This window comes from Stenotrophomonas sp. YJH_SMC_46 (genome assembly GCF_059370315.1).
Map to the genome: position 1 here is coordinate 439,646 of NZ_JCAFTO010000003.1, position 25,821 is coordinate 465,466.

Sequence of the window (25,821 nt, forward strand, 5' to 3'; positions counted from 1 at the left end):
GCCGATGCTGTGCACGATCCGGATGCTGCGCCCCACAGCGCTTCACGCAGCATCTTCTTCACGGAAACGGAGCAACGTATGAAGCGGCTGTCCGCTGTGTTGTTGTCTGCGCTTTCGCTGGCCGCCGTTCCGGCGCTGGCCGTGGAGGCTTCGCCCTCACCGCTGCTGGGACGCTGGTCGCTGGACATTGCCACCTCGGCGCTGCCCGAGGCGCAGCGCCCGAAACAGGTGGTACTGGAATTCAAGGATGCCGGGGGTGGACGCTGGAGTTCGCACGTCGACATCGTGCTGCACGACGGCAGGACCATGAAGTCCGATGGCACGCTGTCCCTCGACGGCACGCCGGGGCCTTTGTCCGGCACCTACGGCGCGGACAAGGCCAACCTGAAACTGCCGGCGCCGAACACCCTGGTGATGCAGCTGGTGGACCACGGCACGCCGGCCTCCACCCGCATCTATACCGTGGCGGCCGACCGTACGACGATGACCGAGACCAAGGCGTTCTACGGTCACGACGGTACGCCGATCCTGCAGACCAATCTGTTCAAGCGAATACCGTAGCGGCGCCGCCTGCACGACGCCCGCACAGCGGGCGTGGTGAATGCAGCAGCCTTATACCGCGGCCGGGTCGCGCTTGCCGGCGTCGATGCCGTACCTGTCGATGGCCTCCTGCATCCGCGAGCGTTCGATGCGGCCTTCGTCGGCCAGCGACTTCAGGGCGGCCAGCACGATGAAGTGGCGATCCACTTCGAAGAACGTGCGCAGCGACTCACGCGTGTCGGAACGGCCGAAGCCATCGGTACCGAGTGCGATGAAGCGGCGGTCGTTGATGAAGGGACGTATCTGGTCGCCTACGATCTTCATGTAGTCGGTGGCCACCACCACCGGGCCATCATGGCCCTGCAGGCACTCCTGCACGTAGGGTACGCGCGGTTCCTCAGCCGGGTGCAGCAGGTTCCAGCGTTCGGCAGCCAGGCCATCGCGGCGCAGTTCGGTCAGGCTGGTCGCGCTCCAGACATCGCTGGCGATGCCGAAGTCCTGCAGCAGCAGTTTCGCCGCGGCTTCCACCTCGCGCAGGATCGAACCGCTGCCCATCAACTGCACGCGTGGCTGCGAGGCGCTGTCGGCCGCTGCCGGATGCAGCAGATACAGGCCCTTCAGGATGCCCGCTTCCACGCCCTCCGGCAGTGCCGGCTGCGGGTAGTTCTCGTTGAGCACGGTGATGTAGTAGTAGACGTCTTCCTGCTCGACATACATGCGGCGCAGACCGTCGTGGATGATCACCGCCAGCTCGTAGTTGTAGGTCGGGTCGTAGGACACGCAGCTGGGAATCACCGACGACAGCACGTGGCTGTGGCCGTCATCGTGCTGCAGGCCTTCGCCCATCAGCGTGGTGCGGCCGGAGGTGGCACCCAGCAGGAAGCCGCGGGTGCGCGCATCGGCGGCGGCCCAGGCCAGGTCACCGACGCGCTGCAGGCCGAACATCGAGTAGAAGATGTAGAACGGGATCGTCGCCAGGCCGTGGTTGCTGTAGGCGGTACCGGCCGCGATCCACGAGCAGATCGCACCGGATTCGTTGATGCCTTCCTGCAGGATCTGGCCGTCCTTGGCTTCCTTGTAGTAGCTCAGCTGGCCGGCATCCTGCGGGGTGTACAGCTGGCCAAGGTAGGAGTGGATGCCGATCTGGCGGAACAGGCCTTCCATGCCGAAGGTGCGCGATTCATCGGGCACGATCGGAATGACCAGCTTGCCCAGCTCCGGGTCCTTCAGCAGGCGGGTGAGGATGCGCACGAAGCCCATGGTGGTGGATTGGCCGCGATCGCCGCTGCCCTGCAGCTGGGTGTTGAAGATCGACAGCGGCGGCAGCGGCAGCGGATCGACCTTCGCCAGCCGCGCCGGCAGCTGGCCGCCCTGGATGCGGCGGCGCTCGGCGAAGTAGGCCGCCTCGGGGCTGCCCGGCTCCGGTCGCAGATACGGCATGTCCTCCAGCTGCTCGTCGCTGACCGGCAGGTTGAAGCGATCGCGGAAGGCACGCACCGCCTCGGCGCTCATCTTCTTCAGCTGGTGGTTGATGTTCTGGCCTTCGCCGGCTTCGCCCATGCCGAAACCCTTGACCGTCTTGGCCAGGATCACCGTCGGCCGGCCGCGGGTGTTCACCGCCTGCTGGTAGGCAGCGAAGACCTTCTGCGGATCATGGCCGCCACGCGCCAGCGCCCAGATATCGTCGTCGCTCATATGCGCGACCAGCTCCAGCAGTTCGGGGTAGCGGCCGAAGAAATGCTCGCGCACGTAGGCACCGCTCTGCGACTTGAAGGTCTGGTAGTCACCATCCACGCATTCCATCATGCGCTGGCGCAGCAGGCCGCTGTGGTCGCGGGCCAGCAGGTCGTCCCAGCCACTGCCCCAGATCAGCTTGATCACGTTCCAGCCGGCCGCGCGGAAGGTGCCTTCCAGTTCCTGGATGACCTTGGCGTTGCCGCGCACCGGCCCGTCCAGGCGCTGCAGGTTGCAGTTGACCACGAACACGATGTTGTCCACCCGCTCGCGGCCGGCCAGCGAGATCGCCGCCAGCGATTCGGGCTGATCCATTTCGCCATCGCCGAGGAAGGCCCAGACCTTGCGGCCCTGGTGCTCTTTCAGGCCGCGGTATTCCAGGTAGCGCATGTAGCGCGCCTGGTAGGCAGCGGTCAACGGGCCCAGCCCCATCGACACGGTGGGGAACTGCCAGAACTCCGGCATCAAGCGCGGGTGTGGATATGAGGACAGGCCTTCGCGGCCGGCTTCGCGGCGGAAGTTGTCCATCCGTGCCGGATCGATACGGCCTTCCACGTACGCGCGGCCGTAGATCCCTGGCGCGGAGTGGCCCTGGATGTAGATCATGTCGCCGTCTAACGTGTCGGTACGGCCACGAAAGAAATGATCGAAGCCCACGTCGTACAGCACTGCCGCCGACTGGTAGGTGGCGATGTGGCCGCCGACGTTGGAATGCTTGCCGGCACGCAGCACCATCACCATCGCGTTCCATCGGATCATCGCGTTCAGGCGGCGCTCGATGGCCAGGTCACCCGGGTAGGCCGGCTGGCGCTCGGGCGGGATGGTGTTGACGTAGGCGGTCCAGGCACGGGTATGCAGGTCGCCGTGCTGCCGGGCGTCCAGATCGCTCAGCTGGTCGATCAGGTAGTGCGCGCGCGGCCGGCCGCCGGCCTGCATCACCGCCTCCAGCGATTCACGCCACTCCTGGGTTTCCAGTGGATCGGTATCGAAGGGAATGAGGGCTTGGTTCATGGCTGTCTCCAGAGGGCGCCGGTCGGAGGTCTGCCTGGGCGACAACACCGGCAGGGCGCACAGCACTGGAGCGGGGTCGCAATGGCGGGCGCCGTGACGCGAAGGGCGACCGTGGCGGCCACCGAGAAGACAAGCGTAGGCCTGCCCCCCCACGCCTCGATAGGCGGGCGGGGCTTGGGTCTCTGGCAAGCAAGGGTTGGTGCCGCGCGCCGTATCATGGGCCGATGCGCTGGGCGCGGCCGCTGATCAGGCCGGGGACAGCCCCGGCAGGAACACCGGGATGATCGCCACGCCGACGCCCAGCAGGCACCAGGCGACGACGGGCAACCAGCGCGCCAGGCGTTGGGCGGGTTCCGGTGCACGACGACCGCCGATCCACAACAGCAGCGTGAGCACACCTAGCGCCTAGGCGAGGACGACGATCACCGGATGCACATGGATGACCCGGCTGGGCGGCCACATCTGCTGCTGGTAGGCGGTGGTGTGGGCGACCAGCAGCAGGAACAGCAGGCTGCTGAGGGTGTTGATGGCGGTGCGGGCGTTCATTGCGGGGCACTCCTTGTGCCGGCTGCCGGGACATTGCAGGGGCCGCATTCTAGCGGCTGCCTGCCGGTCGTTGAAACGCCACTGTCATCGATGGCGGTCACCCTGCGGGGCTTTCCAGCCTCGGGGTGGTTGGCCGGCCGTGAACAGCGTGAGGATCTGGGAGAAAAGCTACGCGCTGCGGCGCCGGCTACTGCGTGGCTTCTTCCTGCGTCGCGGTTCGGCCAGCGAGGATGCCGAAGACCTGGCGCAGGAGGTCTACCTGCGCCTGCTGCGCAGCACCGGCGAAGATGCCGATGCGGTCGAGAACCCGGAAGCCTACCTGTTCACCGTGGCGGCCAACCTGGCGCGCGAGCATGCGCGCGCGCGGTCGTCGCTGCCGCCGCTGGAAGACGTCGACCTGCTGGCCGAAGTGCTGAAAAGCGAAGAAGACATCGAAGGTGATTTCGAGCGTGCGCAGCGCTGGAACGATATCCGCAGCACCATCGCACGACTGCCGGCAACCACGCGGCGGGTGATGGAGCTGCACTACCGCGACGGGCTGGACTGCCCGGCAATCAGCCAGCAGCTGCAGGTGTCGGTGCACATGGTGCGCAAGCACATCGGCAAGGGGCTGGAGGCCTGCAGGAAGGTGCTGGGCGCCAGGGAGCTCACATGAACCGGACCTCATCGCCCGTGGCCGACGACACGATCGCCTGCGAGGCCATGGACTGGTTCCTGGGCAACCGCGAGGGGCCGTTGGATGAGGCCGGGCGCCTCGCGTTCCTGGACTGGATGAAGCGCTCGCCGGAGCATGTGCGCGCCTACTTGCGCGTCCTCTCGTTGCACCGGCAGGTGGGCGAAGCGCTGCAATCGTCGTTGGCTGACGAGGCGCCGCCGCTGCGGGAGGCGACGTCGGCCAAGGTGGTGCCGCTGTTCGGTGGCGTGCACGCGCCGCCGCGCGCTGTGCCGCGGCGCGGTCGTGCGCGCTGGTGGGTGGCAGCTGCCGCAGCCTGTATCACCTTGCTCGGCGTGGGCCTGGTTCCGCAGCTGATGCCCACCGAGCAGCTTTACAGTGCCGGACAGGGTGAACTTCGCGACCTGGTGCTGCCCGACCAGACCCAGGTGCAGCTCAACGCGGACAGCCGCCTGCGGGTACGCATGGGCTGGTTCAGCCGCAAGGTGGAGCTGCTGCAGGGTGAGGCCACGTTCGACATCGCCCGCGACCGCCGTCCGTTCGAGGTGCAGGTGAACGGCCTGGAGATCCGGGATATCGGCACGGTATTCGATGTATCGCGACGGCTGCAGAGCACGCGCATCGGCGTGGTCTCCGGCGAGGTGGAGGTATGGAGCCAGGGTGCGGACGCCCGGCGTCTTGCGCAGCTGGGCGAAGGCCGAGTGGTGCAGGTCGACGCGGGCAGCCATGCGGTCGAGTCCTTGGACCTGCCATTGTCGATGCTGCTGGATTGGCAGCAACGCAAGGTGTCCTTCCTGGATGAGCGGCTGGACGAGGTGGCCGCTGCCTTCAACCGGCACAACCAGGTGCAGGTCCGCGTGCTGGACGAAGGCGCGGCATCGGCACGGTTGTCGGGCAGTCTCGATGCGCATCGCATCGGTGCGCTGCAGGCCTTCCTCGAACGCGACCCGCGTTTCGTGGTGAGGCGCGAAGGCGACACCGTGCGGGTTGGCAGTCGCTGAGGCCGAAATGGCCGTGGACTGTCAAAAAAAATTCATCGAATCCGCGTTCTCCACTTCGGTGGATGCGGGCTCTTACTTGGGAGAAGCCGCTGCCGAGCCACGCAGCGGCGCCTGCTGCCTTCTCTCTCTTCCAAGGACCCGTGATGCGCAACACGCTCTACCTGTCGATCATCCTCGCCCTGTCTCCCTGCAGCGTGCCGCTGGCCTTCGCCGCCGGTGCCGATGGCCTGGAGGCGCGTGTATCCACGCCGATCGCGGCGCAGCCGTTGGCGCGTGCGCTGGAGCAGTTGTCGCGCAGTTCCGGGGTGCAGTTCCTGTACTCGGCCGGCGGTGATGCCCGCATGGCCGGTGCGGTGCCGCGCGGTGCCACCGTCAGGCAGGCGCTGGACGCGCTGCTGGCCGGTACCGGCCTGGGGTACACCGTGGTGGATGGCAATGTCATCGCCATCGATCCGGCGCCAGCACGCAACCAACCGAAGCCGGCCGCGCCGAAGCCGCGCGAGGCCGAGGCAATGGTGGCGCCGACCCTGGACACGGTGAAGGTGATTGCTGCACATGAGGTCATCGACCAGAAGAAGCGCTCACCGGTGATCAAGGATTCGGTGGTGTACGACGAGATGGACAGTTACGGCGACGAGACCTTGGCCGAGAGCCTGATGGCCGCTCCAGGCCTGAGTGCGGTGGAGGATGCCGGTGAGCCACGTTACGTGACCGTGCGCGGCGTACAGGCCAACCTCAACTACACCACCATCGATGGCATCGCGATTGCCAGCGTGGGAGGCAGTGGCTCCGGCGAGCGAATGAACAACCTGCAGCTGATTCCCAGCGACATCGGCACCCGTACCGACATCTACAAGAGCTTCAGTGCGGAGCAGGCACCGGATGCGATCGGCGGCGTGATCGACATCATCAGCCGCAGTGCTTTCGACCGGTCCGGCAAGTACGTGTTTGCCGATGTTGCGGGCATCTATTCCACCGCCGAGACCAACGTCGAGCGCAGCGCAGGCGGCAACCACGAGACTCTGGGCCACTTCGGCAAGAGCGCCAAGATGGTGTTCTCCAACCAGTTCGGCGCCGACCAGGAGTTCGGCATCGTTGCGGTGGCACGCTACGAGCAGCGTTCACGCAACAGCGTCAAGCGCTGGGTGGAGTCGAACTACTACTACAACGACGCTGGCAAATACCTCACCGACGGTACCACCGGTCCGGACGAGGCCAAGGGCTGGAACGGGCTGCGTGCGCCTGGCAACTTCAGCACCGGCACCTATACCAACTTCATCACCAACTTCGGTGGCTCCGCCAAGCTTGAGTGGAAGCCCTCGGATGATCCGTTCTACGCATCGCTGCTGCTGTACTCGTACCGGTTCTACGAGAACTCGACGATGAACAAGACCGATCTGTACGGCAATGCCAAGTTCCCGATCCGCAACCAGACCGAGGACAGCGGCACCACCCAGATCAACAGCATCTACATCAAGAACCGTCACGACCGCTGGGACCGCAGCAACCGTGGTGCCATCGCCAGTTTCAACTGGGACATGGGCGACCGTTCGCGGCTGACCCTGCGTGGCGGCCATACCGAAGAGACCTTCCACAACAACCAGGTCTACTGGGGTGTGCGCGCCTACCCAAGCAATCTGTTCGTCGACTACGAAAACGACAGCCATGGGTTCCCCAACGCGGTGGCGGTTTCCGATTCCAGCCTGCTGACCAGCTCCGCGTTCAAGCTCAATCCGGCGCAGGCCTACGTCTCCCCGCGCGATGCCAAGGAGAGCATCGACAACCTGCGCGCCGATTTCAGCTACAACATCGACGCCGATGCGCGTGGCTTCGGCCTGGCCACCGGCGCCGAGTACCGCCACCTGAAGATCTGGCAGGACATCGACTTCGACTACTTCAAGAGCAGCGCCACGCTCAACGACTACCTATATCCGGGTTCGACACTGCTGGGCAGCGTGCCCGGCTTCCCGCTGATCGACAACCGCAAGTGGACCGAGGAACTGCTGCCGAAACTGGGCAGCAACAATGCGGCGTATCCGAATGCCAACTTCACCAGCGACTACAAGTACGTGGAGGACATCACCAATGCCTATGTATCCGCGCACTACGCCTGGGACCGGCTGCTGCTGATCGGCGGCCTGCGCTACGACCACACCCGCTTCGATGCCTACAGTCCGTTCAGCGATGATGGCGGCGCTACCTATACCTCTGCGTTCCGCAACACGAGCGGTGGCTACAACAACCTGCTGCCCTCGTTGAACGCAACCTTCAAGCTCACCGAGGACCAGCGCCTGCGCTTCTCCGCCAGCCGCACGCTGGGCCGGCCGACGCCGAGCAACATCGCCCAGGCCACCAGCACCAGCTGTGGCGATGACGAGGAGGGCAGGGGCTTCTGCACCATCAAGCAGGGCAATGCCGATCTGCAGCCGCGCCGTTCCACCAACATCGATCTTGCATGGGACCTGTACTTCAACGGCAACAACGGCCTGGTCTCGGTGGCGTTGTTCGACAAGGTGATCAAGGACGACATCTACACCCTGACCACCTTCGAGAACGTGGGTGATACCCGCTATCGGATCACCCAGCCGATGAACACCGATGAGTCGAAGCTACGCGGTGTCGAGTTCGCGGTGGCCAACCGCAACCTGCAGTGGGGCCGCCAGCGCTTCGACATGTACTTCAACGCCACGCGGCTGGAAGGGCAGACCGACTACCGCATCAGTGATGGCACCGCGCGCCGCCTGGATCGCCTGCTGTACCAGCCGGACTGGTCGCTCAATGGTTCGGTGATCTGGCGCATGCCGTGGAGGAGCGCGCAGCTGCGCCTTTCCGGAACCTACCGCAGCCGGATGCTGGTCGACTTCGGTGACACCGAATGGCTGGATTCGTACTACGACCCGTACATGACGTTCAACATGGCCTTCAGCCACAAAGTCGGCAGGCACGTGACGCTGAAGTATGAAGCCAAGAACCTGTTCAACACCCAGCCGACCTACAGCACCGGCCCGAATGGGCGCTTCCGTACCGAGATCGACGACTACGGCCGCTTCTTCTACTTCCACATCATCTACAACTGAGGGCAGCGCCGTGGATACGATCAATCGCAGGCGATTCCTGGCCCTGGCCGGCCTGTCTGCTGCCGGCGCCTGGATGGGCACGGCACACGCGCTGGCCGCGCAGGCCGATGCCACCGCGCTGAACCCGCGCAACCTGCTGGCCAAGCCGCGCTTTGCCAGCACGCCCTTCACCCTGGGCGTGGCCTCGGGTGATCCCTCGGCCGATGGCATGGTGCTGTGGACACGGCTGGCGACCGAGCCGCTGGTGTTCGGCGGTGGCATGCCGGCCCGGCCGATGGTGGTCGAGTGGCAGCTGGCAGCAGACGAAGGCATGCGCAGAGTGGTACGCCAGGGTTCGGCAATGGCGCATCCCGAACTCGGCCACGCGGTGCACGTGGAGCTGGACGGGCTGGCGCCCGGACGGCCCTACTGGTACCGCTTCACCGTAGGCGGCCACGCCAGCGCAGTGGGTTGCACGCGCACGCTGCCGGCAGCCACGGCAGCGGTGGATCGCGTTCGCTTCGTGGTGGCCGGTTGCCAGCATTACGAAGAAGGCCACTACACCGCGTGGCGACGCATCGCCGAGGAACCACTCGATTTCGTCTTCCACTACGGTGACTACATCTACGAAGGCGAATGCCAGCCGGGCCTGCGGAAGATGAACGGACAGCCGTTCACCAACCTGCGCAACCACGTCGGCCCGCAGATCTACACGCTGGATGATTACCGCCGCCGCTACGCCCAGTACAAGAGCGATGCCGACCTGCAGGCCGCGCATGCGGCGGCACCGTGGTTCGTCACCTTTGACGACCATGAAGTGGACAACAACTGGGCCGGCGCCGAAGACCAGGATGACACGCCCAGCGAAGTATTCCTGCTGCGCCGCGCACAGGCGTTCCAGGCCTACTACGAGAACATGCCGTTGCGCCGTTCGGCATTCCCGCGCGATGGCCACATGCAGATGTACCGACGTGCACGCTACGGCACGCTGATGGACCTGCACCTGCTCGACACCCGCCAGTACCGCAGCAAGCAGGTGAACATGACGCTGCGCGAGGAGGTGGAATCGCCGGAGCGCAGCATGGTGGGGGCGAAGCAGGAACGCTGGCTGTTCGACGGCCTGTCCGATGCTGCGCCGCGCTGGCATACCATCGCCCACCAGGTGGCACTGGGCAACTACATGCGCGAGAAGGATGGGGTGGTGCAGTCGTCCGACGATCAGTGGTCGGGCTATCTGGAAAGCCGCCGGCGCCTGCTCGATCACATCCAGAGGGTGGGCTTCGGCAACGTGGTGACCGCCTGCGGCGACGCGCATCGCCACTACGCCAGCGATCTGGTGCAGGACCACCGTGACTCGGGCGTGGTCTCCAGCGAGTTCCTCGCCACCTCGATCACTTCCGGTGCCGACGGCCAGGGCGTGGACGCGTATGCCAGGAACCAGCTTGCCCACAGCCCCTACCTGAAGGCGACCACCGACAAGCGTGGCTACGTGCTGTGTGATGTCACCCGCGATGCGTGGATCGGCGACATGAAGACGCTGGATACCGTGATGCAGCCGAATGGCGCGCTGCAGAGCTGGAAGCGCTACGCGGTGGAGCACGGCCGGCCGGGGCTGCAGGAGGCCTGAATCTACCGGTCTGCGCTGTAGAGCCGAGCCCACGCTCGGCTGCTTTTTTCGGGGCAATGCGACCAGGGCGAAAGCAGCCGAGCATGGGCTCGGCTCTACAGGGATTCTTCAATCGTGCTCGAACCGCAGCGGCTCGGTGCCCATCGCCGGGTCACTGGTGCCGGGGCGCCCATCCTCGGCGCGGCCGGCCAAACGCAGCACACTCCCACCCGCGCTGACGCGCAGGTCATACCAGCCGGCGGTAGGCGTAGCATCCCACGCCAATGAAGTCTGCGCATGTGCGGGCAGCGCCAATGTCTGTTCGGGCATGTGTCCTGCATAGGCGCCGCCGTGCACGCGCACCTGCTGTGCACTGTCACCCAGATTGCGCAGGCGGAGCCGCAGTTGGTCATCGACGCGATCGATTGAAGCCTGCACGGCAGGACCCGTGGCCGCTCCCTGGAAGTGGCGGTGGAAGCCGTTCGGGCCGAGCAACCACAGGTCATAGCGGCCCTGGGCATCCAGCGGCCAGCGCTCGCGCAGCGGCCTACCGGGCAGCAGCGTGTAGCGGCGTGGCACCGCATCCAGCCGCAGCCGGTCGTAGACATGCAGCACAGCCGCTGCGCCTTCGCAGGACAACGTCAGGTCCACGCCCGCAGCGTCGACCGCAGCGATCGATGCCTGCGGCCGGTAGGGCAGGGCACGCGCCGGGCGTACACCGCTTTCCTGTTTCGCCGGCTTCAGTCCCTCGGGCAACGCGGGCACGGTGCGTCCCGGCAGGGCGGCGGCACGCGCGGCCACCGCGCTCATGTCCGGCAGGCCGCGCACGAACGGACGGGTATCACGCTGGGCGAAGTCGAACGCGTTGCTCAGATCCCCGCAGACCGCACGGCGCCACGGCGAGATGTCCGGTGCGGCCACGCCGAAGCGACGTTCGATCAGGCGTATGACCGAGGTGTGGTCGTACACCTGCGAATCGACCCAGCCGCCGCGGCTCCACGGCGAAATCACGTACAGCGGCACACGCGGACCGAGACCATACGGGCGCCCGCGCAGTTCGGCGGCATCGTACTTCTCGTCGCCCGGTGCGGGATGACGGTGATACTCGCCCTCGGTACTGACCGACGAGGCACCTGCCCATCCACCGTTCACCGGTGAGGGAGGGGCCGGTGGCGGCATGTGGTCGAAGAATCCGTCGTTCTCGTCGAACATCAGCAGCAGGGCGGTGCGGCTCCACACTTCCGGATCGGCGGTCAGCGCATCCAGCACGCGCGCGGTATAGGCCGCGCCCTGGGCCGGGCTGGACGGGCCGGGATGTTCGCTGCCGGCGGCATCGGCGATGATGAAGCTGACCTGAGGCAGGCGCCCGTCGAGTACGTCCTGGCGCAGCTGTGGCAGGCCACGGGTGCTGACAGCGCGTGCGCGCAGCTGCGGATCATGTCCGGGTGCCGCGCTGTAGGCACGACGGAACGCCTCGAAGCCGGCCAGCGGGTTGTCGGTGAAGTTGTCGGCCATGTCCTGGTAGATCTGCCAGGACACGCCGGCGTTCTGCAGGCGCTCGACATAGCTGGTCCAGCGGTACGACGCCGGATGCCCGCCGTGTTCGGGGAAGTTGTCATGCGAGTTGGCGATTACCGGGCCACCGGCACGGGCCTGTGCATCGTTGTGGCCGGTCCACAGGAACACCCGGTTCGGGTTGGTGCCGGCCTGCATCGCGCAGTGGTACGCATCGCAGATCGTGAAGGCATCGGCCAGCGCGAACTGGAACGGCAGGTCGCTGCGCTGGAAGTAGCCCATCGAGTGGTTCTGCTTGGCCTTCGGCCATTGCCCCATGCGGCCGTGGTCCCAGGCGCGCTGCGCATCGGGCCAGGTATGCGGCGTACCTTCCACGCGCATGTAGCCGAAGTGCGCGGCGGTATCCAGCGGGAACGGCGCGATCGCCCGCGTGCCGCTGGCATCGGGCTGCAGCCACAGGCTGCGGGTGCGGCCACCGGCCTGCAGCGCGGGGGCAGGGGCCACGAAGCGGTCGCCGAAACCACGTACACCCGGCAGCGTGCCGAAGTAGTGGTCGAACGAACGGTTCTCCTGCATGAACACCACGATGTGCTGCAGGTCTTCCAGGCTGCGCGTCTGCGCGGCAGGGGCGATCGCTGCGGCCCGGGCGATGCTGGGCAGCAGCGGAGAAAGGCCGGCGGCAACGCCGGCCTGCAACAACCGGCGTCGGCCGATATCGGTCACGGGCTCACTCACAGGTCCACGCGGAAGGAGATGCCGACGGTGCGCGGAGCGCCGATGAAGGCGTTGTCGCGGCCGTCCACCCCTGCAAGATACCGCTTGTCGGTGAGATTGCTCACCACCAGGTTGGCACCCATGCCCTTCAGGCGCGGCGACAGCCCCTGCAGGTCGAAGCCGATGTTGGCGTTGAACACGGTGGCCGAGGGCAGCGTGTTGACGTTGGCGGCATCAAGGTAGCGCGTGCCCAGGTAACGGCCGGACAGGCCGAAGTTCCAGTTGGCGCCCTGCCAGTCGGCCGACAGCACCAGGGTGTTCTCCGGCTGGCCGATCACCTTGGCGCCGTCGACGATGCCCAGCTGGGCATCACGCGCGGCATTGCCGCTGCCCAGGTACTTGGAGCGGTTGTAGGTGTAGGCCGCGTTGATCCGCCAGCCGTTGTTCCACCCATAGCCGAACGCGGCTTCCAGGCCGTTGCTTTCCACGCCGCCGAAGTTCTCGTAGACACCATCGGTCTCGCCCAGGTAGTCGATGCCACTGACGAAACCTGCCGGCAGATAGACGATGCGGTTGTCGAACTTGATGTTGTATAGCGTGACGGAGGCGGTCAGCGGCCAGCGGCTGATGCGCATGCCCACTTCAATGTTGTCGGCGGTTTCGGGCTCGACGTTGCGGAAGCGCTGCGGGTCGGTCTCGCCAAGCACGCCGGAGGGGATGGCAGCGAAGTTCTGCGAGAAGCCGGCGAACAGCTCCATGCCTTCCACACCCGGTGCCCAGGTGACGCCGGTGGACAACAGTGGATCGGACCTGGAATCGGATTTGACGTGCTCGCTGGCACCGATCACGCGGCGGCGCGACTGGTCGACGAAGAACTGCTTCACGCCCAGGCGCGCGCTGAACGGACCGAAGCGGGCCACGTCCTCGACGTAGTACATCTGCTCGTCGACCTTGTACTTGTCCTCGAACTGCACCCAGTACGGCTGGTGGTCGAAGGCGATGTCCTGGCCGACGTTGAGCAGGCGGTGCCAGTCACGGCGTGCCGAACGGTCCAGCTTCTCCACCCAGAGGCCGCCACGGATGGTGTTGTCGATCGCACCGAAGGTCTGCCGCCATTCGACGTCGGCGGTCACGCCCATGCGGTCGTTGTCGTAGTGGGTGTGGCGGTAGGACTGCGCGCCCAGCACGTTGCCGGCGTAGCAGTTCGGATCGTACTCGGCGGTGAAGCCCAGGCGCGGGGTGCAGCTGGCCAGGCGCTGCGCGGCGCTGCCATCGGTATTGACGAAGAAGATCTGGCCACGGTTGCTGCCGCCGTACACGGTTTTGCCACCGAGATATTCCGATTCGGGGCGGCCCGCACCCTCATCGCTGACCTGCGCCAGGTAGGGTGGAAGCCAGTCGCCACGACCTTGCATGCGGTGCCCGTAGGCGGCCACCGAGGCCTTGAGCCCGTTGCCGCCGTCGAAGGCCGCACGCAGGTAACCGAAGGTGTTCTCGCGCAGCGCACGCGAGCCCGAACGGAAGTTCTGGTCCAGATAGGGAATGCCGGTGAGGGTGCCGACCAGGTTGTCGCGATCCGGATGGGTGGCAAAGCCCTTCGGCGAAACACTGGTGTATTCGGGCTCGTCGGCATCGTTGTAGGACAGGTAGCCGGCCAGCGTCCAGCGATCCAGTTCGGTGATGAACTTGCCGGCGATGTGGTCGTTGCTGGCGTGGCCGGTGCCGTCGATCCAGTCGTGCACCTTCGACGAGGAGGCGCTGACCCAGGCGCGGGTGTGGCCGCCGAGCAGGCCGGTGTCGTAGCGCACGTAGTACTTGCGCGCCTCGTTGTCACCGGCACCGACCACGAAGCGCAGGCGGCTGTCCTGCAGCGGGTCGCTGGTAAGGAAGTTGAGCGTGCCGCCCAGTGCTTCGTTCGAGCGCGAGGAGATGTCAGCGGTGCCCTGGCTGACTTCCACCGTCTCCAGGTCGAGGGTGTCGATGTAGCGGTTGGCCAGCGAGCCGCCACCGTAACCTGAGCCGCCGTTGGGCAGGCCGTCGATGGTGGTGCCGATCTGCTGGGTATCACGATTGGTGACGAAACCGCGCATGCTGATCTGCGTGCCCCACACCGACGAACCGGTAGCGTCGGCCTCGCTGACCACCACGCCCGGCACTTCATTGAGCGCATCGTTGACGCTGCTCATCACCGTCTGCCGGTTCAGTGTTTCTGCGCGCACCGACGTCTTGGCGTAGCTGGTGGCCTGGCCGATCACCTGTACCTGGTCCAGGGTACGGGCATCGCTGCTGTGCGCTTCGCCCGTATCGCCCTGCGGTGCTTCTGCGAGGGCGTCCAGGGCGGGGGCGATCAGCACGGCAAGCAGCGAGACACGGGGAAAACGCGCAAACGTTCGCATTGAAACCGGACCTTCAGGGGAGGGAAGCCCCGGAGTGTCGGCAGTGCCCATGACATCGGCATGACGCGGCGAAGCAGGAACCGTGTTGTGTGACGGCCGGTTCCAATGGCTTATGCTCAGTACCGCGCGTCCTTGGGTTTCGGGTCGCGCGGCCAGTCCTTGGCCTTGTTGGCGAAGTCCGGGCGTGGCTGGTTGATGAAGTAGCTGGCGATGTCCACCGCATCCTGGTCGGGCATCACCTGCTGGCCCAGTGGCGGTTCACTGGTCACTGCCGGCGGCATGTTGTGTTTGACGAAACCGGCGGCCTTGTACAGGCGCGCCATGCCGGCGCCGATGTTGAAGCTGTGGTCGCCCCATAGCGGCGGGAACGCGATGTCACCGCTGGCGTCGCGCCGGCCTTCGCCATTGTCGCCATGGCAGGCAGCGCACTGCACGGCGTACAGCGCCTGGCCACGGATCGGGTCCGGGACCAGCGTGCTGTCGATGGGCCCCTCACTGGGGGCAGCCACCCTTGCACCCACTGGCACAGGGCTGCTCAGCCACGCCATGTAGTCGAGCATCGCACGCATCTGCGGCGAGTCCTTCGGCAGCGGCTTGCCGTTCATTGAACGCTGCAGGCAGCCGTTGATGCGCTCGGTCAGCCCGATCACCTTGCCCGGACGCGGCATGTAGCGCGGATAGGCGCCGCCGCCGGTGTTGAAGTAGTGATTGCCGAACGGCCGCTTGCCTTCGGCCATGTGGCACGAGTTGCAGTTCAGATCGTTGCCGACGTTGTCCGGCAGCAGCCGTGCGGTCTCGTTGAGGAGGCGGCGGCCGAGCATCACCGACTCGGCATTGCCGAGCCCGGCGATTTCTTCGGCGCTGGGTGCACGGTAGTGGCCGACCACCTTGCCCTGTGCATCGAGGATATCGATCGTGCTGGCCACGGCGGCATCCAGGTCCGGGTACAGATGGCGGTAAGCGAGGGTACCGGCGCCGGCCAGCAGCACGAGGGTGATCGCACTGCCGATCAGCAGGCGGGAGCGTTTGCGCGAACGTTTCATCGTGCGGACTCCTGCGGAACGTAGTGCACTGGCTTGTCGCGCACCACCCGGCGCATGCGTGCCACGTCGACCTCGCTCACTGCGCTGGCCTGGTTGCCCCAGCTGCTGCGGATGAAGGTCAGGATCTGTGCCAGCTGCGCGTTCGGCAGCTGTTCGAAGCCGGGCATGGTGAAGGCCATGCGGTCGTGCGGGGTATGCGGCGTGCGGCCACCGATCAGGGTCACCTGCACCAGCGAGCTGGGATCGTCAGCGAACACGATCGAGTTGCCGGCCAGGGCCGGATAGACGCGCGGCATGCCGCGCCCGTCGGCGCGGTGGCAGGCCTGGCAGTGCTCGGCATAGGCCAGCGAACCGGCCACGCGGTAGTCGCCGCTGCGCAGTGCGGCGGTGGTCGTGTCGCTGCCGGGCGACCACTGTGCGCTGCGTCCTTCGCGGGCGGGCAGCTGCTTCAGGTAGCGGGCCATCGCCAGCAGGTCAGCGTCGGACAGGTACTGCGTGCTGTGCTCGACCACGTCGGCCATGCCACCGAAGGCCGCCGACCGATCGGTGCGTCCGGTGCGCAGGAAGTCCACGATCTCGCCCTCGCTCCAGCTGGCCAGGCCGCTCGCTTCATTGCGCAGGTTCTTCGCATACCAGCCTTCCAGCACCGAGCCGGAAAGGAACTGCCGGCCCCCATCATCGGCCATGGCCTTCTCCTGGAACGCCAGGCCGCGTGGCGTGTGGCAGGCGCCGCAGTGGGCCAGGCCTTCCACCAGTTCGGCGCCGCGCTGCTGGCTGGCATCCAGCGACGGATCCGGGTTGAACGTGCGCGGGCGTGCGAACAGCAGCTGCCACCAGGCCAATGGCCAGCGCATGTTTACCGGCCACGGGATCGTGCTGTCGGCGTTGTTCTGCTTCACCGGCTGCACCGAGCCCATGAAGTAGGCGTACAGCGCCTTGATCTCGGCGTCGCTGGCGATCACGTACGAGGCGTACGGCATGGCCGGATACAACGGCTGGCCATCGTGACGGATGCCGCGACGTACCGCGCGCTCGAAGTCGGCGTAGTCGTAGGCACCAATGCCGGTGTACGGATCGGGCGTGATGTTGGTCGAGTAGATCGTGCCCATCGGCGTCTGCATGCCGAGGCCACCGGCGAACGGCTTGCCACCCGGTGCGGTGTGGCAGGCCGCGCAGTCTGCGGCGCGCGACAGGTATTGTCCCTGCGCGATCAATGCCGGATCGTGGATGTCGACCTGCGCGGCCTGTCGCGGTGCGAACCAGTAGGGCGTGGTGCGGGCGACGCCGTAGGCGGCGGCCAGCGTGGCGACCAGGGCAATGGCGAGCTTGAACGAGGTGCGCATGGCGGCACTGTGGGCAATCCCGCGCGCGCGTTCATTGATCCGGATCAATGACTGAACGGATACAGCTTTTACACCAAGCTGAATCGTTCCTGCGTTGTCATCAAGCCGTCATCCACGCGCGATAGATGGCCCACGCGCGCGTCGCTAACCTGCCACGCTGTCGCACCTTTTCCCCGATTGCCCATGAAGCGCCTGCTGCTGTTGTTGCTGGCGTGCGCCGGCCTGTGGCTGGCTGCATGCTCGTCCTCGATCAATGCCTCGTCCACCTCGCTCGCCGATCGGCTGATCGCGCCGGGTGGCGTATCGACCCTGCTCGATCGCCCGCGCATCGCCGCGGCCATCGCCGAACTGCCCAACCGCCACGGCTTTGCGCGGGGCCGCGATGGCGTGCCGATCTTCTGGCGTGTGTTCGATCCTGGCGATTACGGCGCGCGTTATCACTACCTGCCGCAGCGCCACGAGAACGGCCTGCCGCTGGATACCGGCTTGAGCCTGGCAGTACCGCGACCGTTCCGCGCGCAGGCACCGCGCGGCACCGTGGTGCTGCTGCACGGCTGGATGATGAATGGTGATTCGATGCTGCCGTGGTCGTTGCAGCTGGCCGAATCCGGCTACCGCGTGGTCACGCTCGACCTGCGCAACCATGGACAGTCCGGTACTGGGCCGTCGGGCTATGGCACCTATGAATCCGACGATGTGGTGGATGTAATCGGCGAGCTGCGCGCACGTGGTGAAGTAACCGGCCCGCTGTACCTGTTCGGCGTGTCCTATGGCGCCGCCACAGCGGTATTCACCGCCGACAAGCTCGGCGACCAGGTGGAAGGCGTGGTGGCGATGGAATCGTTCGCCAATGCCGGTGTAGCGATCCGCACGATGATCCCGCACCTGATGGGGCTGCAGCCGGAAGGCCTGAAGGCGCAGGCGATGGCGTCGTACGCGCGCTGGCGCTACGGCGGCCAGGACATCAACCAGGTGATCGCCGACGCCAGCCGTCGCATCGACGTCGATCTGGACCGCGTCGACGTCGCGCGTGCGCTGGCCGATACCCGCGCCTGCGTGCTGCTGCTGCACGGGCAGGGCGATCAGCACATACCCGTCAGCCAGGGCCGCGAACTGGCCCAGGCCAACCCGCGCGCGCACTACATCGAGATGCGCGGCGAAGACCATATCACCCTGCCGCTGCGGCTGGATCTGCTGGCCGGAGTGGTTGACGACTGGATGGCGCGCGACGAGCACCACCCGCAGAGCGCATGCCCGGCGCCGCAGCTGCCGGCCCAGGCCGAATGGCTGGCACACGGCTGAAAAAGGGGACGGAGGGGATTAAGTCGTTTGCAGCACACCCGTGGCAGATGCGACTTAATCCCCTCCGTCCCCTTTTTTTGTCAGGCCACCCGTCGTGCCAGTGCTCGCGCGGATGCGGCTACGCCCAGCAGCAGCGCGGCCACGCAAAGGAAGGCGAATCCGAGGCTGGTGCCGTGTGCCAGTGCACCGATCGCCGCCGGGCCGGCGAGGATGCCGGCGTAACCCAGTGTGGTCACTGCAGTGATGGCGATGCTCTCCGGCATCACCCGCTGCTGGCCGGCCATCGAGAACAGTGCCGGCACGATGTTGGCGCAGCCCAGCCCGACCAGCACGTAGCCGGCCAGCGCCACCGGGAACGAGGGCACCAGCGTGGCCAGGGTGAAGCCTGTTGCGGCGGTGATGCCGCCGAAGACCAGGGTACGGGTCCGTCCGAGGCGCTCGACGATGCCGTCGCCGAACAGGCGCATCGCGGTCATCGCCAGGGTGAACAACGCGAAGCCGGCGCCGGCCTGGTCACGCGGCACCTGCCGCACTTCGGCCAGGAACACCGCGCTCCAGTCCAGCATCGAGCCCTCGGCGAGGAATACCACGAACGCCAGCACGCCGATGAACAGCACCACGCCGTGCGGCAGTGCCAGCAACGGTCCTTCATGCAGGATCCGTTGTGGGCGCCAGTGCGGCGCCGACAGAACTGCAACCAGCAGCAGTGCTGCCACTGTGGCCAGCGCGGCCAGCCACAGCGGCGTGCCCAGAATCAGCAGGCCGGTCATGCAGCCGGCGCCGACGAAGCCACCGATGCTGTAGAAGGCGTGGAAGCCGGACATCATTGCGCGCCCGGCGTCGCGCTCTACCGCGACCGCCTGCATGTTCATCGCACAATCCAGTGCACCGACGCCGGCGCCGAACACGAACAGCGCCGCGCCCAGCGCCACCGGCGAGGGCGCCAGCACCAGCAAGGGCAGGGCGCACAGCATCATCGCGCAGGTGATCACCATCACCCGGCGGCAGCCCAGCCGCCCGGTCAGCGCACCCGCCAACGGCATCGCCAGCAGCGAGCCGAGCCCGAGGCACAGCAGCACGGCGCCGAGGCTGGCGTCGGACAGCCCGGCCTTGGCCTTGGCGTAAGGCACCATCGGCGCCCACGCGGCGGTGGCGAATCCAGGAATGAAGAAGGCGGCACGGGTGGCGTGCTGCTGGGCACGCGGGGATGAAGGCGTCATGCGCGATGCGAAGCTCCAGGGGACTTTTATGAAAACGTTTTCAGGCCGGATCGGCAAGTGCCATGCGTGACATCGGGCGACGCATACGATTGCAGTGACCCGATCGCGTCACCAGCGATTAACGTCGCCCACGGACAGTGGCTGCACGGTCGGCACCCCGCCGGCCGCTGCCGGAGATCCGTACATGAGCACGACACCGACCATCCTCCTCGTCCATGGATTCTGGGGCGGGGCCGCACACTGGGCCAAGGTGATCCTGGAACTGCATCGCAACGGCCACGACCGGGTGCAGGCGGTGGAATTGCCGCTCACGTCGCTGGCCGACGACGCAGGACGCACCCAGAAAATGATCCGGCAGATCGACGGTCCGGTGCTGCTGGTCGGCCACTCCTACGGCGGTGCGGTGATCAGCCAGGCCGGTAACGAGCCCAACGTGAAGGGCTTGGTTTACATCGCTGCCTTCGCGCCTGATGCCGGCGAGAGCCCGGGTGGCATCACCCAGCAGCATCTGCCGGAGGCGGCGCCGAATCTGGCACCGGACAGCGATGGCTACCTCTGGCTGCGTGCGGACAAGTTCCATGAGAGCTTCTGCCAGGACCTGAGTGCCGACGAGGGCCGGGTGATGGCGGTGACCCAGAAGGCGCCGCTGGCCAGCACTTTCGGCGACACGGTCAGCGATCCGGCGTGGAAGCACCGGCCGAGCTGGTACCAGCTGTCCCGCCACGACCGCATGATCGCGCCGGAAAACCAGAAAGCCATGGCCGCAAGAATGCAGCCCAAGCGCCTGCTGGAGCTGGATGCCAGCCATGCCTCGCTGGCCTCGCAGCCGAAGGAAGTGACCGCGCTGATCCTGGAGGCCTGCGCCGCCATCGGTGGGTAACACTCCTCCTGTAGCACGCCTGGCGCAGGCCGGGCTCTACGAAAAGGCCCCCGATGCTCAGCAGCATCGAGGGCCTTGTGGTTACAGCGGCAGGTCGAACACCAGCACTTCGGCATCGTTGCCGTTTTCCAGCGTCAATTGGGCTTCGTCGCTGACCTGCAGTGCATCGCCGGCTTCCAGGGTGATGCCGTTGACCTGCAGCTGGCCACGCGCCACCTGCACATAGGCGCCACGACCGTTGCCGAGGGCGTGATGCAGCTTCTGGCCGCCATCAAGAATGGTGGCGAAGATGCGGGCATCCTGGTGGATGCGCAGCGAACCGTCGGCACCGTCAGGCGAGGCGATCAGGCGCAGCTGGCCGCGCTTGGCCTCCGGCGAGAAGTGGGTCTCCTCGTAGGACGGCGCGATGTTCTCGGTGTCCGGGAAGATCCAGATCTGCAGGAAGTGCACGGTTTCGTCGGCCGAGTGGTTGAACTCGCTGTGGGTGACGCCGCTGCCGGCGCTCATGCGCTGTACGTCGCCGTAGCGCAGCACCGAACCGGTGCCCATCGAGTCCTTGTGTTCCAGCGCACCACCCAGCACATAGGAAATGATTTCCATGTTGCTGTGGCCGTGGGTGCCGAAGCCCTGGCCGCCGATGACCTTGTCTTCGTTGATGACCCGCAGCGGGCCGAAGCTGACGTAACGCGGGTCGTAGTAGTTGGCGAAGGAGAAGGTATGGCGCGAGGACAGCCAGCCATGCTCGGCCAGGCCACGGGTAGCGCTCTTGCGGATCTGCAGCATGATGGAATCTCCTTGTTCGATGGTTTCGATGGGGCGGGACGGGCGAGTAGCTCTTGCATTTCCCCGTTGGAGAGAAGTATCCGCTTGCGCCCCGGGTTTGAAAAACGGATAGTTTTGACAGCCACCATCGAAAAATTCGAATGCTCAAGCTCAGCCTCGATGCCCTGCAGATCCTGGATGCCATCGACCGCCGCGGCTCGTTTGCGGGCGCTGGCAAGGCGCTGCACAAGGTGCCCTCGACCATCTCCTACACCGTGGCCAAGCTGGAGGAGGACCTGGGCGTGCAGCTGTTCGACCGGGTTGGCCCGCGCGCCGAGCTGACCGCAGCTGGCCGCGCGCTGCTGGACGAGGGTCGACACCTGCTGCGTGCAGCCCGCGAGCTGGAACTGCGGGTGCGGCGGGTGGCCTCGGGCTGGGAGACCGAACTGACCCTGGCGGTGGACTCGGTGTTCCCGACCTGGCTGCTCGGCCCGGACATCGCCGCGTTTCGTGAGGCCGAGGCACCGACCCGGCTGCGATTGATCGGCGAGGCCCTGTCCGGCACCTGGGAGGCCCTGCTGGACCGCCGTGCCGACCTGCTGGTCGGCGCGCCGGGCGAGGGCCCCAGCGGCGGTGGCTACGTCGTCGAGCCGCTGGGTACGGTGGCGTTCGTATTCGCGGTCGCGCCCGAACATCCGTTGGCCAACGTGCCTGGCGTGCTCGGTCGCGAGCAGCTGGTCGAGCACTGCGCGATCGCGGTCTCCGATTCGGCACGACGGCTGCTGCCGCGCACGGTGGGCCTGTTGATGGGGCAGGAGATGCTGACGGTGCCTGACATGGCCAGCAAGCTGAAACTGCAGTGCGAAGGCGTGGGCTTCGGTTTCCTGCCCGAGCCGTGCGCGCGCGCTGCGGTGGCGCGTGGCCAGCTGGTGATCCGCGAGGTGGAGGAGCACAAGCCGGAAGAGACCTTCTGGCTGGCCTGGCGCACCGGCGAGGACGGCGCCGCACTGCGTTGGTGGCGCGAGCGCTTGCGCAGGCCGGAGCTGCTGTCGCAGTGGTGGCAGGCAATGGCCAGGGGGTAGGGGTTTGGCAGGGCTGCGCCCTGCACCCGCTACGATCCAGAGCAACAGCAACAGCAACAGCAACAGCAACAGCTGGTTTCCTGAGGGATGGCGGGGTGGGTCCGGTTGCGGGAGACGCCGTAAACCCGTCCTTGGGGGCTTGGCCGCGGCATCCATGCCGCGGACACTCCCGCAACCGGACCCACCCCGCCTTCGACAGTTTCCGCGATCTGTCGGAACGGCGTACTGCTCTGGTAGGTGTCGACCTTGGTCGACACGGTAGATCCACGCCATGCGTGGATGCTCTTCGATCACTTGTCGAAATTTTCGAACTCGAACTCGATGGAGATTCATCCACGCATGGCGTGGATCCATCAGATCGCGGAAATCTGTCAGAGGTGGGGCGGCATGGGCAGGCAGGACCGTTGGCGGCATGGATGCCGCCATCGAGCCCCCATGGATGGGTTTACGGCGTGTCCTGCCTGTCCATGCCGCCCCGCCAGCCCACGGAACACCAGCTGTTGCTGTTGCTGTTGCTTCGGCCATAGCTGTTGCTTCGGCGGGTGCAGGGCGCAGCCCTGCCGAAAAACGCACATAAAAAAACAGCAGGCCGAGGCCTGCTGTTTCGGTGTAATGGTGCGCCCGGAGAGATTCGAACTCCCGACCGCCTGGTTCGTAGCCAGGTACTCTATCCAACTGAGCTACGGGCGCCAATTACATAAACTTGTTGTGTTGACTGTGTATGGTGCGCCCGGAGAGATTCGAACTCCCGACCGCCTGGTTCGTAGCCAGGTACTCTATCCAACTGAGCTACGGGCGCGCGGTACACAATCAAATTTTACTGCATTTCCAGCGGCGGATGCCGGAAACCTGTCGAGTGGTGCGCCCGGAGAGATTCGAACTCCCGACCGCCTGGTTCGTAGCCAGGTACTCTATCCAACTGAGCTACGGGCGCCCTGCGACAGGAGCGGAATTATGCGGATGTCGGCGCGGACCGTCAACAGTTTTGTGAAAATTTTCATCCAACTGAATGAAAAAGCTGTCAGCCACGGCGTCCGGCGCCTTCAGCCACGCGAAATGATCGGCGCGCGTGCCCAGTTCCTGCGCGGACAGCACGCGCAGCTGCGCGTCCACATTCGGCAGCTTCGCCAGCAGCGTCTGCATCGATCCGGTGGGGGCCAACCAGTCGTGCTCCATCAGCACCGCCTGCGCGCTGCCATGCACGCGCGCCATCTGCGCATCGAGGTCTTCGTCCATGCCGGACGCGGCGTAGTGGTTGTTCAGGCCCACGCGCGCCCAGTCGGCAATCAGGCCGCGCGCCTCGGTGCCGCCGAAGCCAAGGCGACGGCCATGCAGCACGCCCTGGCGCTGCGCGATCCACGGCAGGAAGCGGTAGACCAGTGGCAGCAGCCAGCCACGGGGTGGCGGGAACCCGCGCCAGAACGGTGAGCCACTGGCGGCCAGCCATAGCCGGTTGAAGTAGTGCGGGTTGCGGCCGGCATGCACGCAAGCCAGCTGCCCGCCAAGGCTGTGGCCGCCGATGATCCAGGGCAGGGTGCCAGCCTCTTCATCCGCTGCAGCCAGAACGGCCTGGCTGCCTGGCAGATCCTGTTCGAGTACCTCGCGATAGCCCCAGTCCAGCGCGCGCGATGGGCGCAGCGAACTGCTGCCGTTGCCGCGCCACTCGTGCAGGTACACCGCCACGCCCTTCGCAGCCAGCGCCTGCGCCAACGGCAGGTAATGGCGCGCGGCCACGCCCAGCGCGGGCAGCCACAGCAGGCGCGCAATGGGGTGCGCGGGCACGCAGGCAATCACTTCGTAGCGATGGCCGTCGTTGCACTGCACGGCGAGGATGCGCGGCGCCAGGTTCATGCGTGTGGTGCCCCGCCGAAGTGATCGAGCACCCGCACCTCGCTGCGACCAGGGGCATGGCTCCGCTGCAGGCTGCGTGCGACGTAATCGATGCCGGCTTCGCAGGCGTTGGCCAGGCTCAGGCCATTGCACAGCTGCGCGGCGATGGCCGCAGCCAGCGTGCAGCCGGTGCCATGTGCATCCAGTGGCAGGCGGGCGTGGATGAATTCTTCGTTGCTGACGCCGTCGAAGTAGCGGTCGATTACGCGGTTGCCTTCCTGCAGGTGGCCACCTTTCAGCAGTACGGCGCCGGCACCGAGATCGAGCAGGGCTGACGCCGCGCGCTCAGCGTCATCGCCATTGCTGATCTTCCGTCCGACCAGCAGTTCTGCTTCCGGTGTGTTGGGGGTGATCAGCGTGGCCAGCGGGATCAGGCGCTCACGCATGGCCTGCAATGCGCTGTCTTCCAGCAGGCGCGCCCCACTGGTGGCGACCATCACCGGGTCCAGCACCACGTGCGGCGGACGATGCTTCTCCAGTGCGTCAGCAACGGCGTTGATCACGCCGGCGTTGGCCAGCATGCCCAGCTTTACCGCGTGAATGTCGAAATCGTCGAAACAGGCATCCAGCTGCGCGCGCAGGAAGTCGATGGGCGGCACATGCACGGCGATGACGCCACGCGTGTTCTGTGCGGTCAGTGCGGTGATTGCGGAGAGGCCGTGCACGCGATGCGCGGCGAAGGTTTTCAGGTCGGCCTGGATGCCCGCCCCTCCACCGGAGTCGGAGCCGGCGATGGTGAGGGCGGAAACGGGGGTGGTCGGGCTCATCCAGCGATTGTGCCGTGGTCCCGCAGGGGAAGGTAGACCCACGCCATGCGTGGATGCGCTCCACCTCAATGCCGCCAGCGCGCCCACTGCTGGTACAGCACATAGCCCAGGCCCGTCAGGCCAGTCAGCAGGGCAGGGGCGAGCAGGGCGTCATATTGCCAACGCATGAACAGCCAGGCGCCGAGGATGCCGCCGGCCAGGAAGCCGCTGATGATGAGGCCGCTGAGGGTCAGGCGTCGTACCTGCAGCGGCAATCCGCGCAGCAGGTGGCCCAGGCCGATGCCGAGGTCGGTGAACATGCCGCTGAGATGGGTGGTGCGTACCACCGCGCCGCTGAAGGTGGTGGCCATCGCGTTCTGCAGGCCGCAGGCCATGGCGGCGGCCAGTGCGCCCCAGATCTGGTGGCGTTCGAACAGCGGAATGGCCACCAGCAGCAGCGCGGACTCCAAGGCCAGCGCCACGCCGTAGCGTCGGCCCAGTTGCAGGGTACTGTCCTGGATCAACAGGCCGCTGAGCATCGCACCCAGTGAGAACGCGATCAGCAGCCCCCACAGATGGCCGACCGCGCGCCAGTCGCCCTGCGCCAGCGCCATGCCCAGCTGGCTGGTGCTGCCGGTCATGTGGCTGACCGCCTGATGCTCGAAGCCGAGGAAGCCGACCACGTTGACCATGCCGGCCACGCACGAGAGCGCGACCGCACCAATCCAGACCCAGGTGGGCAGGCGTATTCCCATCGGCAA

General features: G+C 66.3%; 20 protein-coding genes and 3 tRNA genes. 8 read left to right on the forward strand and 15 right to left on the reverse strand.

Annotated features, from left to right (window positions below; translation table 11 throughout):
• The first annotated feature begins 78 nt into the window (after window positions 1-78).
• The gene (locus tag AC5P8C_RS11535; RefSeq protein WP_495218775.1) at window positions 79-561 is read left to right on the forward strand and encodes a LuxR family transcriptional regulator; all 483 of its coding nucleotides are present in this window, start codon (window positions 79-81) and stop codon (window positions 559-561) included.
• 51 nt (window positions 562-612) lie between these two features.
• Here the strand turns inward: AC5P8C_RS11535 and aceE are convergent, their stop codons facing one another.
• The 3 genes from aceE to AC5P8C_RS11550 all read right to left on the reverse strand — a co-directional run bounded on the left by aceE (window position 613) and on the right by AC5P8C_RS11550 (window position 3,831).
• On the reverse strand, window positions 613-3,285 hold the full coding sequence (aceE, locus tag AC5P8C_RS11540; RefSeq protein ID WP_495218777.1) for a pyruvate dehydrogenase (acetyl-transferring), homodimeric type: 2,673 nt from the start codon (window positions 3,283-3,285) through the stop codon (window positions 613-615).
• 246 nt (window positions 3,286-3,531) lie between these two features.
• The gene (locus AC5P8C_RS11545; protein WP_495218778.1) at window positions 3,532-3,681 is read right to left on the reverse strand and encodes a hypothetical protein; all 150 of its coding nucleotides are present in this window, start codon (window positions 3,679-3,681) and stop codon (window positions 3,532-3,534) included.
• Window positions 3,682-3,690: 9 nt separating this feature from the next.
• Window positions 3,691-3,831 (reverse strand): hypothetical protein, encoded by a 141-nt coding sequence (locus tag AC5P8C_RS11550; RefSeq protein WP_495218779.1) that lies wholly within the window; start codon window positions 3,829-3,831, stop codon window positions 3,691-3,693.
• A 139-nt stretch (window positions 3,832-3,970) separates the two neighbouring features.
• Here AC5P8C_RS11550 and AC5P8C_RS11555 point away from each other — a divergent pair, with 139 nt between their 5' ends.
• The 4 genes from AC5P8C_RS11555 to AC5P8C_RS11570 all read left to right on the forward strand — a co-directional run bounded on the left by AC5P8C_RS11555 (window position 3,971) and on the right by AC5P8C_RS11570 (window position 10,188).
• Complete coding sequence (locus tag AC5P8C_RS11555; RefSeq protein WP_019658857.1) at window positions 3,971-4,486, forward strand: RNA polymerase sigma factor; 516 nt, start codon at window positions 3,971-3,973, stop codon at window positions 4,484-4,486.
• Window positions 4,483-5,505: a FecR family protein gene (locus tag AC5P8C_RS11560; protein WP_019658856.1), complete on the forward strand. Its 1,023-nt coding sequence runs from the start codon at window positions 4,483-4,485 to the stop codon at window positions 5,503-5,505. The genes AC5P8C_RS11555 and AC5P8C_RS11560 overlap by 4 nt, the downstream gene beginning before the upstream one ends.
• 143 nt (window positions 5,506-5,648) lie before the next feature.
• Complete coding sequence (locus tag AC5P8C_RS11565; protein ID WP_019658855.1) at window positions 5,649-8,582, forward strand: TonB-dependent receptor; 2,934 nt, start codon at window positions 5,649-5,651, stop codon at window positions 8,580-8,582.
• 10 nt (window positions 8,583-8,592) lie between these two features.
• Window positions 8,593-10,188, forward strand: coding sequence for an alkaline phosphatase D family protein (locus AC5P8C_RS11570; protein WP_495218780.1), 1,596 nt, complete (start codon window positions 8,593-8,595; stop codon window positions 10,186-10,188).
• Window positions 10,189-10,296: 108 nt separating this feature from the next.
• Here AC5P8C_RS11570 and AC5P8C_RS11575 read toward each other — a convergent pair whose 3' ends face one another.
• From AC5P8C_RS11575 to AC5P8C_RS11590, 4 genes are all read right to left on the reverse strand, one after another.
• A complete protein-coding gene (locus AC5P8C_RS11575; RefSeq protein ID WP_019658853.1) occupies window positions 10,297-12,405 on the reverse strand; it encodes a phosphocholine-specific phospholipase C in 2,109 nt (702 codons plus the stop codon).
• Window positions 12,406-12,413: 8 nt separating this feature from the next.
• Window positions 12,414-14,792 carry a TonB-dependent receptor domain-containing protein gene (locus AC5P8C_RS11580; RefSeq protein ID WP_164145208.1) on the reverse strand — a complete coding sequence of 793 codons (2,379 nt, stop codon included), beginning with the start codon at window positions 14,790-14,792 and terminating at the stop codon, window positions 12,414-12,416.
• Between the two features lie 116 nt (window positions 14,793-14,908).
• Window positions 14,909-15,835 (reverse strand): c-type cytochrome, encoded by a 927-nt coding sequence (locus AC5P8C_RS11585; RefSeq protein WP_495218781.1) that lies wholly within the window; start codon window positions 15,833-15,835, stop codon window positions 14,909-14,911.
• Window positions 15,832-17,178 carry a c-type cytochrome gene (locus AC5P8C_RS11590; RefSeq protein WP_019658850.1) on the reverse strand — a complete coding sequence of 449 codons (1,347 nt, stop codon included), beginning with the start codon at window positions 17,176-17,178 and terminating at the stop codon, window positions 15,832-15,834. Before AC5P8C_RS11590 ends, AC5P8C_RS11585 begins: the two co-directional genes overlap by 4 nt.
• 183 nt (window positions 17,179-17,361) lie before the next feature.
• Between AC5P8C_RS11590 and AC5P8C_RS11595 the strand changes: the two genes are divergently transcribed.
• Window positions 17,362-18,480: an alpha/beta hydrolase gene (locus tag AC5P8C_RS11595; RefSeq protein WP_019658849.1), complete on the forward strand. Its 1,119-nt coding sequence runs from the start codon at window positions 17,362-17,364 to the stop codon at window positions 18,478-18,480.
• A gap of 80 nt (window positions 18,481-18,560) precedes the next feature.
• On the opposite strand, the gene AC5P8C_RS11600 is transcribed toward AC5P8C_RS11595, so the two are convergent.
• Window positions 18,561-19,700, reverse strand: a complete 1,140-nt coding sequence (locus AC5P8C_RS11600; protein ID WP_019658848.1) for an MFS transporter — start codon at window positions 19,698-19,700, stop codon at window positions 18,561-18,563.
• Between the two features lie 184 nt (window positions 19,701-19,884).
• On the opposite strand from AC5P8C_RS11600, the gene AC5P8C_RS11605 reads away from it, so the two are divergent.
• Complete coding sequence (locus AC5P8C_RS11605) at window positions 19,885-20,580, forward strand: alpha/beta hydrolase (protein WP_019658847.1); 696 nt, start codon at window positions 19,885-19,887, stop codon at window positions 20,578-20,580.
• An 81-nt stretch (window positions 20,581-20,661) separates the two neighbouring features.
• Here the strand turns inward: AC5P8C_RS11605 and AC5P8C_RS11610 are convergent, their stop codons facing one another.
• On the reverse strand, window positions 20,662-21,363 hold the full coding sequence (locus tag AC5P8C_RS11610; protein WP_171952198.1) for a pirin family protein: 702 nt from the start codon (window positions 21,361-21,363) through the stop codon (window positions 20,662-20,664).
• 140 nt (window positions 21,364-21,503) lie between these two features.
• Here AC5P8C_RS11610 and AC5P8C_RS11615 point away from each other — a divergent pair, with 140 nt between their 5' ends.
• Window positions 21,504-22,424 carry a LysR family transcriptional regulator gene (locus tag AC5P8C_RS11615; RefSeq protein ID WP_111097995.1) on the forward strand — a complete coding sequence of 307 codons (921 nt, stop codon included), beginning with the start codon at window positions 21,504-21,506 and terminating at the stop codon, window positions 22,422-22,424.
• Window positions 22,425-23,037: 613 nt separating this feature from the next.
• On the opposite strand, the gene AC5P8C_RS11620 is transcribed toward AC5P8C_RS11615, so the two are convergent.
• The 6 genes from AC5P8C_RS11620 to AC5P8C_RS11645 all read right to left on the reverse strand — a co-directional run bounded on the left by AC5P8C_RS11620 (window position 23,038) and on the right by AC5P8C_RS11645 (window position 25,815).
• Window positions 23,038-23,114 (reverse strand) — tRNA-Arg (locus tag AC5P8C_RS11620).
• Between the two features lie 32 nt (window positions 23,115-23,146).
• Window positions 23,147-23,223, reverse strand: a tRNA-Arg gene (locus tag AC5P8C_RS11625).
• A 58-nt stretch (window positions 23,224-23,281) separates the two neighbouring features.
• A tRNA-Arg gene (locus tag AC5P8C_RS11630) sits at window positions 23,282-23,358 on the reverse strand.
• A complete protein-coding gene (locus tag AC5P8C_RS11635; protein WP_495218783.1) occupies window positions 23,349-24,275 on the reverse strand; it encodes an alpha/beta hydrolase family protein in 927 nt (308 codons plus the stop codon). Before AC5P8C_RS11635 ends, AC5P8C_RS11630 begins: the two co-directional genes overlap by 10 nt.
• Window positions 24,272-25,081, reverse strand: a complete 810-nt coding sequence (thiD, locus tag AC5P8C_RS11640; RefSeq protein ID WP_329832638.1) for a bifunctional hydroxymethylpyrimidine kinase/phosphomethylpyrimidine kinase — start codon at window positions 25,079-25,081, stop codon at window positions 24,272-24,274. The genes AC5P8C_RS11635 and thiD overlap by 4 nt, the downstream gene beginning before the upstream one ends.
• A gap of 65 nt (window positions 25,082-25,146) precedes the next feature.
• On the reverse strand, window positions 25,147-25,815 hold the full coding sequence (locus AC5P8C_RS11645) for a YoaK family protein (RefSeq protein WP_019661173.1): 669 nt from the start codon (window positions 25,813-25,815) through the stop codon (window positions 25,147-25,149).
• Between the last annotated feature and the right edge of the window lie 6 nt (window positions 25,816-25,821).